Raw genomic sequence first — 10,070 nt, 5'->3', positions numbered from 1 at the left:
TATGACCGCTGCCCCAAGGTCTTCCTGTCGACAATCGCTCTCGCCGCAACCGTCATCTACTGGTTATGAATCCTGACACTAGTCGTTCGTCATGTCATCTCGGCGCAGATTGCCCAAAATTCGCCTCAGTGTCGCTCTTAAATCCGCGCGTCTTGATGCAATAGCAACATTTGCCCCCCAGCCTGCGCCGGGGGTGGTGCTTTGCTTGACCGAAACGTCATAATCTGGCCTTGCAGAGTCCAATCAGATTTTAGCGGACCGCGGCCCCCGCGACCCGGAGAAGCCGGAGACGGATAGTGACACAAAAGGTCAGTTCGGCGACCCCGCGAGACGCGGGGCGTCAGGCATGAAGGAAACCGGCCAGACCGCGCTGCCCTACCGCAGCGACATCGATGGGCTGCGCGCCATCGCGGTCCTGGCCGTGGTGTTCTATCATTTCAACCTGCCATACGTGACCGGCGGTTTCATCGGCGTCGACATCTTCTTCGTGATCTCGGGCTTTCTGATCGGCAGCATCCTCTGGCGCGAATACGACCGGTCGGGTACCATCTGGCTGCGGCATTTCTACATGCGGCGCTTCCGGCGTCTGGCCCCGGCCTTTTTCGTGATGGCGCTGCTGACGACCGGGGTCGCCTGGGCGATCCTGCTGCCGTTCGAATTCCGCGAATACGGCAAGGCGCTGATCGCCTCGACGATCTATCTGTCGAACGTGCTGTTCTACCGGCAGGCGGGCTATTTCGACACTGTGTCCGAGGACAAGCCGCTGCTGCACACCTGGTCGCTCGCAGTGGAAGAGCAGTTCTATATCTTCCTGCCGCTGGCGATCCTGCTGCTGGCGCGCTGGCGCGCGGGGCTGGTGGGGTTCCTGGTGGCGATCTGGGCGCTATCGCTTGTGGCCTGCGTGGCGCTGACGCCGACATACAGCACCGCGACCTTCTATCTCTTCCCGTTCCGCGCGTGGGAGTTGCTGTCGGGGGTGCTGCTGGCGATCTGGGGCATCCACAGCCGCCGGCAATGGCGCGGCTATTCGGTGCTGAGCGTGCTCGGGCTTGCGCTGCTGATATTCGGCCTGGTGACGATTGAGGCCGGGCCGGCCTTTCCGGGCGCGCAGGCGATGCTGCCGGTGTTCGGCACCGTCCTGCTGCTGGCCAACGGCACCGGGCGGAACATGGTCAACCGCCTCCTCAGCCACCGCTGGCCGGTCTTCATCGGCAAGATATCCTATTCGCTCTATCTCTGGCACTGGCCGGTCTACACCTTGTCGACCTATCTGCGCGGCGGCGACATGCCGCTGGCCGAGTCGGTCTTGTGGATGGGCCTCTCGTTCGTGCTGGCCTGGCTGTCCTGGCGGTTCGTCGAGCAGCCGGTGCGCGAGGCGCGGGGCCTGTCCGGGGTCTGTGTTCTGGGCGGCACTGTCGCGGCCTCGGGCATCCTGCTGCTGATCGGCAGCACGCTCTACACCCGCAACGGGCTGCCGGACCGGTTCGGTCCGGAGGTGCGCCCGCATATCCAGGCGTCTGCCGATTTCCTCCAGGACTGGAGCCGTTGCGAGGTTCCGCAAAGCGGCGCTCTGGCCGGGCTCGAGGTCTGCCCCATCGGCCCCGAGGGACCGCCGCGCGTTCTGGTCTGGGGCGACAGCCATGTGCGCGCCTTCCGCGAAGGGCTCGACCTGGCGGCGCATGAGGCCGGGACGCCCGGCATCATCCTGTGGCGCTCGGGCTGTCCGCCGCTTTTCGGGATCCGCAAGGTGGAATCCGCCGCGACCCAGGCGCAGGATTTGGCCTGCACGCGGGCCAACAAGCAAATCCGTCAAAGCTTTGGCCGGATGGAGAGCCTGGAAAAGATCCTCCTGGTCGGGCGCTGGACCTATTATTCCGGCGGCACGGGTGTCGGGCTCGACGCGGAAAACCGCATCGCGGTCTATCCAGTCGACGGGCCCGTCGACGAAGCACAGCCGCAATCGGAACGCATTGCCGAGGCCGCCGCCGCCACCGTTGCCGGGCTGATGGATTTCTTTGACGAGATCGCCGTGCTGCGCCAGCCGCCTGAAATCGCCGAATACGATTCCCGCCGCGCCGCGCGCGAGGCCGCGCACCGCGCCATCCCGCTGGCGGCCGTGCCGGTCACCCGTGACAGCATCCCGCGGAGTGCGCTGGCCGCCCGCGTGACCGAGGCCGAGGCGCCCTGGCGCGAGATGGCCGCATCCGGCGCCGTCATCTGGATCGACACCTGGCCGCGCCTTTGCGATCAGACCGAATGCGACGCGCTGCACGACGGCACCGGCTTTTACTTCGACAACAATCACCTGACGAACAGCGCGGCCATCGCCCTGCGCGATCTTTTTGCGCCGGTCTTTGGCGGCGAAAAACGGCAAACGGCGCTGCGATGATCCCCGACGCGCCGGAAGCGGGATGGGATGCGATCGTCATCGGCACCGGCATGGGCGGCGGCACCATCGGCCGCGCCCTGGCCGAGGCCGGGCAGAAGGTGCTGTTCGTCGAACAGGGGCGCGCCGGGCACCGGGCCGAACGCAACGGCCTCTCTGACATCTTTGTGCCAGAGGCGCGGGCCGCCCGAGGGCTCTGGCCCGATCCGCTGCATGCAACGCTGAACGGGCGCGAAACCGCGTTCTACGCGCCGCTTGGCGCGGGGCTGGGCGGGTCGTCGGTGTTCTACGCCGCGACGCTGGAACGGCCCGAGCGGCATGATCTGGACACCACGCCGGACCGGCCGCATCCGACCGGCGGCTGGCCTGTGGGGTTCGACGCAATGGGCCCCTATTTCGACCGCGCCGCGCGGATGTACCGGGTCTATGGCACGCCCGACCCGCTATCGGTCGAGGACCCCTTGCCGCTCTCTCCGCCGCCACCGCTCAACGCGACCGAAGAGGCGCTGATCGACCGGTTCGCGACCAAAGGTCTGCACCCCTATCATGCTCATACCGCCATTGCGCACCCACAGGACTGTCTGCGCTGTCTGGGCAGCAAATGCCCCCGCGACTGCAAGATGGACGGGCGCTCTGCCGGGGTTCTGCCGGCGCTGGCAACCGGGAATGCCGCGCTGCTGGATCAGGCACAGGTCGTGCGGCTGCTGGGCGAGGGCGACAGCGTCAGCGGGGTCGAGGTCCGCCATGCGGGCGCGCTCCACCGTCTGACGGCCCGGCGCTACATTCTGTCGGGGGGCGCGCTGGGGTCTGCGCGCCTGCTGCTCGCCTCGTCCTCAAAGGCCTGGCCCGAGGGGGCGGCCAACAGCTCGGGGTTTGTGGGGCGCAACCTGATGTTCCACCTTAACGAGATGTTCGCCCTCTGGCCGCCGCGCGGCACGCCCGACGACGGCGCGACCAAGGCGATCTCGCTGCGCGACCTCTACCATGCGGGCGGCGACCGGCTGGGAACCGTGCAGGCGATGGGCATCCGCGCCTCTTATGGCGAGATCGTGCATTACCTGAACCTGATGCTGGCCCGGTCGCGGCTGGCGCGGGTGCCGGGCCTGCGGCAGATGACCCGTCTGCCCGCCGCCATCGCCGCCCGCGTCTTTGGCAGCGCTCAGATCTTCGTCGGGCTGATGGAGGACATGCCCTATCCCGACAACCGCGTGACCTTCGACCCCGCCAACCCCGACCGCCTGTCGATCCGCTACGATTTCCGGCCAGAGCTGTTGCGCCGCCGCCGCGCCTTTCGCCGGGCCATCGCGCGGGCGTTCCGCGGCCAGCGGCGGGTGTTCCTCGGTGCCGGGCCCGAGCTGAATTTCGGCCATCCCTGCGGCACCCTCCGGTTCGGCGAGGATCCGGCCGCATCGGTGCTGCGGCCCGATTGCCGGGCGCACGATCTGTGGAACCTCTGGGCGGTGGATGCGTCGTTCATGCCGACCTCGATGGGTGTGAACCCAAGCCTGACGATTGCCGCCAACGCCCTGCGCGTGGCAGACACGATGCTTAAGGAGGCGCCGCATGGAACGTCTTGATCCCAAGGACGGCATCGCCGTGGTGACCGGCGCGGGCTCGGGCCTGGGCCGCGCGCTGGCGGTCGAGCTTGTGCGGGCGGGGTTCACCGTGGCGGGCCTCGGCCGGCGGGTGGAGGCGTTGCAGGGCACCGCCGCGCTGGCCGGCGACGGGTTTAACCCGGTGGCCGCCGACGTGGCCGACGCGAAGGCGGTTGACGCGGCCTTCGCCGCGATACGCCGCGGCCTCGGGCCGGTTGCCTTGCTCATCAACAACGCCGCCGTCTATCCGCACCGCGATTTTCTGGACGAAACCGCCGAAAGCTTCATGGCCACCACGGCGATCAATCTGGGCGGCGTGGTCGCCTGCACCCGCGCCGCTCTGGTGGACATGGTCGAAACCGGGCGGGGCCGGATCCTGAACGTGTCGACCTTCGCCGATATCGCGCCGCTGCCCGCCGCGTCGGCCTATTCGGTGTCGAAAGGGGCCGCGCGCATCTTCACCCGCGCGCTGATCGCCGACCTGGCCGACCGCTTTCCGGGCATCGTGATCGGTGACTGGATGCCGGGGATGCTGGACACGGCCATGGGCGTGCCCGATGGCCTGTCGCCAGAGGACGCGGCGCGCTGGGGGGCCGAGCTGGCGCAGCGGATGGATCCGTCGCTGACCGGCACCCTGTTCGAACGCGACGCCGAAATCCTGCCGCCACGGGGGCTGAAGGGTCGGATCAAGGACCTGCTTTTGCTCCGGCGGCGCGCGCCCCGGCGGATCGAAACATCCTAGATCCGTTCCGCCCGCAGCCGCAAAAGGGCCGCGCGCAGCATCTGCCCCGGCAGGATCGCGACGCATCTGGCATAGCGCGGGGCCAGCCGTTTGGGGCTGGTCATCATGCGCCACGCCCATTCCAGCGCGAAGCGGCGCGCCCAGCCGGGCGCGCGCTGCTGGGTTCCCGCAAAGAAATCGAGCCCCGCGCCAATGCTGGCAAAGCCGACCGCCGGCGCCTTCTGGCGGCCCGCGGCGGCAAAGGCCTCTTGCTTGGGCGCGCCGAGCGCGATGAAACAGAGCCCTGCGCCGGATGCGCCCAGCCGCTCGAAGATCGCATCGGCGGCGTCGCTTTGCACGTCGAACCCCATGGGCGGGGCGATGCAGAGGCTGACCTCGAGGTCGCGCACCTCACGTTCCAGATAGCTTTTGGCGCGGGCCAGCGCGGCGTCGGTGCTGCCCACAAGCGCGACCGACACCCCCTGCCGCGCCGCGATGCGCGCCAGCGGCAGGATCGCGTCAGAGCCCGGGATCAGCTCGACCGGGCGACCGGCGAGCCGGGACATCCAGACAATCGGATTGCCATCGGCCACGACGAAATCCTGCGCCGCATAGGCGCGGCGGAACGGGCCGGAGCTGCGCAGCTTGACCAGGTGATCGAGGTTCAGCGTCGCCAGGGCAAAGCCCTTGCGCTGCGCCAGCCGTTCGGCCACGCGCGCCTCGAGCGCGGCGCGGGTGGCCACGTTGACCCGGATCGTCGTTCCGCAGATGACAAATTCCAATGCGATCCCCAAGATGTGGTCGGATGCGCGGTATATAGCGCAAACCGCACTGCAGGGCGGAGCCATAAATGCCACACTTGCAGGCAAATCGACAGCTTTTCGGGCTCTGGCCCGGAAAAATCCGCCGCCGCGTAAACAATGGCGCGGTTTTTCGAAAGATTGTCGAATTGATGCCACCTTTCACGGTCATAGAGCGCAGAGGACGTTCGGGCCTGAACCGATCGCGCAGAGGCATGATGGCAAACCCTTGCACCACCCGCTCCGGGACGATTTGGGGCGCTCTTCCGATTTGGAATGGGCGCTCATGACGCGTGCGGTGGCGATATTGGGATGCGGCTTTGTCGCCGATCTTTACATGCGGTCGCTGGCTGTCATGCCCGGCATTCGGGTGGCCGGGGTGCATGATCGCGTCGCCGCGCGGCAGGCCGCGTTCTGCGCGTATTGGAACCTGCCGCCGCAGCCGGATCTGCCCGCCCTGCTGGCTGCGCTGCCCGAAGACGGCATCGTGCTGAACCTGACCAATCCTCATGCGCATTTCGAGACGACAAAGGCCTGCCTGAACGCCGGGCGACATGTTTATTGCGAGAAACCCTTGGCGCTGACCCTGGAGGACGCCAAGGCGCTGCACGCGCTGGCGCGGTCGCGGGGGGTGATGCTCGCCTCGGCCCCGTCGTCGGTTCTGGGCGAGGCGGCGCAGACGCTGGGGCACGCCCTTCGCCATAACGTCGCCGGCGCGCCGCGCGCGATCTATGCCGAGCTCGACGACGGTTTCGTGCCACAGGCGGCCTACCGCAAATGGCTGTCGCTCAGCGGCGCGCCTTGGCCGTTCGAGGATGAATTCCGCGTCGGCTGCACGCTGGAACATGCGGGCTATTACCTGTCGTGGCTCATCGCCTGGTTCGGATCGGTCCGCACCGTGGTCGCCGCCTCGGCCGAGACCATCCCCGACAAGGAGGGCACGGGTCCCTTCGCCCCCGATCTGTCGGTCGCGACGCTTTTCTTCGACAACGGGCCGGTGACGCGGCTGACCTGTTCCATCGTCGCGCCGCACGACCACCGCATCCGCATCATCGGCGACACCGGCGTGCTGTCCTGCGATGCCGCCTGGGACAACGCCGCCAAGGTGCGCTTTGCCCGGCGTCTGACCCTGCGGCGGCGGCTGATGGAGCATCCCTTCCCGCGCCGCATTCGCCTGCCCGGCCCGACCCACCCCAAGGTCAAACCCTGGGGCGCTGCGGCGATGAACTTCATGCTGGGCCCGGCCGAGATGTTCGAGGCGCTGGAGCAGGGGCGCGACAGCCGCATCGCCGGCGATTTCGCGCTGCATCTGACCGAGGTGACTTTGGCCATCCAGAACGCCGGCGAAACGACCGGGGCGCAAAGCATGACCACGACCTGCCCGCCGATGGAGCCGATGCCATGGGCGCTGTAAGCCGCATCCTGATCACCGGCGCCGCCGGGTTCGTCGGCCGCGCCTGCGTGGCCGAGGCGCGGCGGCGCGGGCTGAAGGTGACGGCGGTCATTCGCGGGCCGGAGCCCGCGGAATGGGTCGGGGATGCGGGGATCGCGGTGCTGAAGGCCGACCTTGCCGACACGGCCTGTCGCGACCACCTGGGTGAGGCGGTCGCTGGCGCTGACGCGATCATCCATGCCGCCGCCCATCTGGGCGACCAGTCGACGCGGCACGGGGCGGATACCGTCGGGGCAACGGAAAACCTGCTGGCAGTGCGGGGGGCTGCGCGGCTGGTGCTGGTCAGCTCGATCACGGTCTACGACACCATGCGGCTGTCGCCCGGCGACGCCCTGACCGAGGAAAGCCCGCTCGAAGACCCCGACCACGCCCGCGATCCCTACACCGCCGCCAAGCTGCGGCAAGAGGCGCTCTGCCGGGCGAGCGGCGCGCCGCTCTGGATCCTGCGGCCCGGTGCGATTTACGGCCCGGGGCGAACCTGGCATGCGTTGGGCGGGGTGTCGGCGGGTCCGCTGCATGTCGCGATAACGTCGGACGGGGAACTGCCGCTCTGCCATGTGGATCATGTGGCGCAGGCGCACTTAACGGCGGCCTGCACCGATCCGGGCGGGATCCGGGCGCTCAACGTCATCGACGACGACCTGCCGACCCGGGGGCAATTTCTTGCCGCGCATAGACGCATCACCGGCTGGCCGGGCCTTTCCGTTCCGATCCCCTATCCGGTCTGGCTGACGCTTGCTCGGCTGCTGAAACCCCTCGGCGACAGGCTGCCCGGTCTTCTGCGCGAACCGGTCCTGCGCGCGCGGCTGATGCCGCTGCGCTATCCCAACGTGGCCCTGCGCGCGGCGCTGGGCGGCGGCGACACGGCCCCGTTCGAAGAGCTGCTGGAACGGGCGGTACGGGAGGGCGGAACATGACGTTGCCCAAGCTGGCCTATCTGACCGGCGAATACCCCCGCGCATCGGACACCTTCATCCAGCGCGAGGTCGCCGCTCTGCGCGATCTGGGGCACGAGGTTCTGACCTGTTCGATCCGCACCACCGGGGCCGAGCATCTGGTGGGACCCGAGCAGCGCGCCGAACACGCGCGCACCTTCGGGGTGCTGGACGCCGCCAAATCGCCCCTGACGCTGATCCGGGCGCATCTGCGCTGGATGCGGACCCCGGGGCGCTATCTGCGGGCGCTGAAACTGGCGTGGGCCACCGCGCCCAAGGGGGTGCGGGGCCGGGCCTACAACCTGATCTATTTCCTCGAGGCCGGGGTGCTGGCCGCGCATCTGGCGGACAACGGCGTGCAGCATCTGCACAATCACATCGCCAAGGCCTCGTGCACCGTGGCGATGCTGGCGTCGGAGCTTTCGGGCATTCCCTTCAGCTTTACCATCCACGGGCCGGATATCTTCTTTGAGCCGCACCATTGGCGGATCGACGCCAAGGCGCGGCGCGCGGCGTTTGTGGCATGCATCAGCGATTTCTGTCGCTCGCAGCTGATGTGTTTCGCCGATCCGCAGGATTGGCCGCGATTGCACATCGTGCATTGCGGGGTGGAGCCGGGCCGCTACGCCCCTGCCGCGCATGACGGCAAGAACCTGCTCTTCGTCGGGCGGCTTGCGGCGGTCAAGGGCGTGCGGGTGTTGCTGGAGGCGCTGGCGCAGATGGACGGGAGGCCGCAGGTCACGCTGATCGGCGACGGGCCAGAGCGGGCGGGGCTGGAGGCCTATGCCAAGGCGCTTGGCCTGTCGGATCGGGTGACCTTTGCCGGCTACCAGTCGCAGGATGCGGTGGCCGCGGCATTGGGCGAGACGGATGTCTTCGTCCTGCCCAGCTTTGCAGAGGGCGTGCCGGTGGTACTGATGGAGGCGATGGCGGCGGGCGTGCCGGTCGTGACGACGCGGATCGCGGGCATCCCCGAGCTGGTCGAGCATGGCGAAAGCGGCCTGCTCGTCGCCCCCGGCGATGCCGAGGCCCTGCGCGACGCGTTGCAGGACCTGCTGGACGATCCGGAGCGCCGCCGGGACATGGGCGCGCGGGGCCGCGCCCGGGTGCTGGCAGAGTTCGACATTAGGCAAGAGGCCGCCCGCCTCTCGTCTCTTTTCCAGTCCTACACAAAGGGCGCGCCGCCGCCGCCCAAACGGCCGGAGGCGGCGACATGACCCAGGTGGACGTCGTTCTGATCGGCCGCAACGAGGGCGCGCGGCTGGTGGCCGCGCTGGCCTCGGTCACGGGTCAGGCGCGGCAGGTGGTCTATGTCGACAGCGGCTCGACCGACGACAGCGTCGCGCAGGCCGAGGCGGCGGGCGCGCTGGTCGTCAATCTGGACATGACCCGCCCCTTCACCGCCGCCCGCGCCCGAAACGCGGGTTTCGACGCGCTGAGCGATCCGCAATTCGTTCTGTTCATCGACGGCGATTGCGCGCTGGTTCCGGGGTTCATCGACGCCGCCCGCGCGCATCTGCAGGCGCATCCCGATCTGGCGCTGGTCACCGGTTGGCGGGCGGAAATTCACCGCGATGCCAGCATCTACAACGCGCTCTGCGACTGGGAATGGCACCGTCCCGCCGGGACGATCGACGCCTGCGGCGGCGATATGATGGTGCGCGGCGCGGTCTGGGCCGCGCTGGGCGGCATGAACCCCAATGTGATCGCCGCCGAGGACGACGAATTCTGCACCCGCGCGCGCAAGGCCGGTTGGCGGCTCGAACGCCTGCCCATCGGCATGACGCGCCACGACGCGGCGATGCTGCGGTTCGGCCAATGGTGGGCGCGGGCGGTGCGCACGGGGCATGGCTTTGCCCAGGTAGGGCACCTGCACCCCGAGTATTTCGTCACCCAACGCCGCCGCGTGCTGGTCTACGGTCTGGCGATGCCGGCGCTGGCGGTGCTCGGGCTGGTCACGTTCTGGCCGCTGAGCGTGCTGGCGCTGGCGAGCTATCCGCTCAACCACATGCGCACCCTCAGGGGTCTGGTGCGCGATGGCGTGCGCCCGGCCGAGGCGCGGCGCTTTGCGGCTTTGCTGACCCTGTCGAAACTCCCGAACATGATCGGCATGGCGCGGTTCCACCTGCGCCGGCTGCGCCGCGCCGACATGCGCATCATCGAATACAAGTAAGAGGCAA

8 protein-coding genes are annotated in these 10,070 nt (G+C 68.5%); 7 read left to right on the top strand and 1 reads right to left on the bottom strand.

The features are described 5' to 3' along the window. Positions 1–346: 346 nt before the first annotated feature. Genes RXV88_RS06035 through RXV88_RS06025 form a run of 3 tightly spaced genes read left to right on the top strand, consistent with a single transcriptional unit; the run spans position 347 to position 4,723 of the window. Positions 347–2,389, top strand: a complete 2,043-nt coding sequence (locus tag RXV88_RS06035) for an acyltransferase family protein (protein WP_316291205.1) — start codon at positions 347–349, stop codon at positions 2,387–2,389. Then, entirely contained in the window at positions 2,386–3,963 is a 1,578-nt protein-coding gene (locus tag RXV88_RS06030) for a GMC family oxidoreductase (RefSeq protein ID WP_316291204.1), read from the top strand. Before RXV88_RS06035 ends, RXV88_RS06030 begins: the two co-directional genes overlap by 4 nt. Continuing rightward, positions 3,950–4,723 carry an SDR family oxidoreductase gene (locus tag RXV88_RS06025; RefSeq protein WP_316291203.1) on the top strand — a complete coding sequence of 258 codons (774 nt, stop codon included), beginning with the start codon at positions 3,950–3,952 and terminating at the stop codon, positions 4,721–4,723. Before RXV88_RS06030 ends, RXV88_RS06025 begins: the two co-directional genes overlap by 14 nt. Here the strand turns inward: RXV88_RS06025 and RXV88_RS06020 are convergent. Further along, complete coding sequence (locus RXV88_RS06020) at positions 4,720–5,484, bottom strand: WecB/TagA/CpsF family glycosyltransferase (RefSeq protein ID WP_316291202.1); 765 nt, start codon at positions 5,482–5,484, stop codon at positions 4,720–4,722. The two genes, RXV88_RS06025 and RXV88_RS06020, sit on opposite strands and share 4 nt — an antisense overlap. Before the next feature lie 304 nt (positions 5,485–5,788). Between RXV88_RS06020 and RXV88_RS06015 the strand changes: the two genes are divergently transcribed. From RXV88_RS06015 to RXV88_RS06000, 4 genes are read left to right on the top strand one after another with little or no spacing between them, the layout of a single operon-like run. Beyond that, entirely contained in the window at positions 5,789–6,916 is a 1,128-nt protein-coding gene (locus RXV88_RS06015) for a Gfo/Idh/MocA family oxidoreductase (RefSeq protein ID WP_316291201.1), read from the top strand. Further along, positions 6,904–7,872 (top strand): NAD(P)-dependent oxidoreductase, encoded by a 969-nt coding sequence (locus tag RXV88_RS06010; RefSeq protein WP_316291200.1) that lies wholly within the window; start codon positions 6,904–6,906, stop codon positions 7,870–7,872. The genes RXV88_RS06015 and RXV88_RS06010 overlap by 13 nt, the downstream gene beginning before the upstream one ends. Next, positions 7,869–9,107: a glycosyltransferase gene (locus RXV88_RS06005; protein ID WP_316291199.1), complete on the top strand. Its 1,239-nt coding sequence runs from the start codon at positions 7,869–7,871 to the stop codon at positions 9,105–9,107. The genes RXV88_RS06010 and RXV88_RS06005 overlap by 4 nt, the downstream gene beginning before the upstream one ends. Beyond that, a complete protein-coding gene (locus RXV88_RS06000; protein WP_316291198.1) occupies positions 9,104–10,063 on the top strand; it encodes a glycosyltransferase family A protein in 960 nt (319 codons plus the stop codon). Before RXV88_RS06005 ends, RXV88_RS06000 begins: the two co-directional genes overlap by 4 nt. Positions 10,064–10,070 lie beyond the last annotated feature (7 nt).

The organism is Aestuariicoccus sp. MJ-SS9 (assembly GCF_032586235.1).
GTDB lineage: Bacteria > Pseudomonadota > Alphaproteobacteria > Rhodobacterales > Rhodobacteraceae > Aestuariicoccus.
Note: the sequence above shows the minus strand (reverse complement) of the source record. Positions and strands in the feature narration are given on the sequence as shown.